The organism is Arthrobacter sp. Cza30, from assembly GCF_059090765.1.
The window spans coordinates 1-433 of sequence record NZ_JBNHGA010000024.1 but is presented as its reverse complement, the minus strand read 5'-3'; the positions used below and the strand labels follow the sequence as shown (position 1 = coordinate 433).

Sequence of the window (433 nt, the reverse complement as noted above, 5' to 3'; positions counted from 1 at the left end):
GCTTCGCATAGGGACGATCACCCTCACGCTTCGCGTACGGACGGTCACCCTCACGCTTCGCATAGGGACGGTCACCCTCACGCTTCGCATAGGGACGATCACCCTCACGCTTCGTGTACGGACGGTCGCCCTCGCGGTAGGGCTTCCGTTCGCCGCGGTGGACGGACGAGCCGCCGTCGCGCTGCTGTGCGGAGCGGTCCCCCGTGTTGCGCTGATACGGCCTCCGGGCACCGCGGTCGTCGCCGCCTCGAGGGGATCGCTGGTCGCCTCGCTCGCGCGGGCGACGCCCGGCAGCGTCGTCACGCGACTCCTGGTCTGCCATTACTCGATCCTCCTGCGTGGTTCCCTGTGGGGTTGTTAACGCGAAATGGCCACCCCGGTGGGGTGGCCATTTCGTGAAAGGGAGTCCGGCGGTGTCCTACTCTCCCACAGG

Annotated in this window: 1 protein-coding gene; it reads left to right on the top strand. The window is 67.9% G+C overall.

Annotated features, from left to right (window positions below):
• A partial coding sequence (locus AC5RVZ_RS32200) for a hypothetical protein (RefSeq protein ID WP_494069655.1) occupies positions 1–361 on the top strand: 361 nt, incomplete at its 5' end.
• Between the last annotated feature and the right edge of the window lie 72 nt (positions 362–433).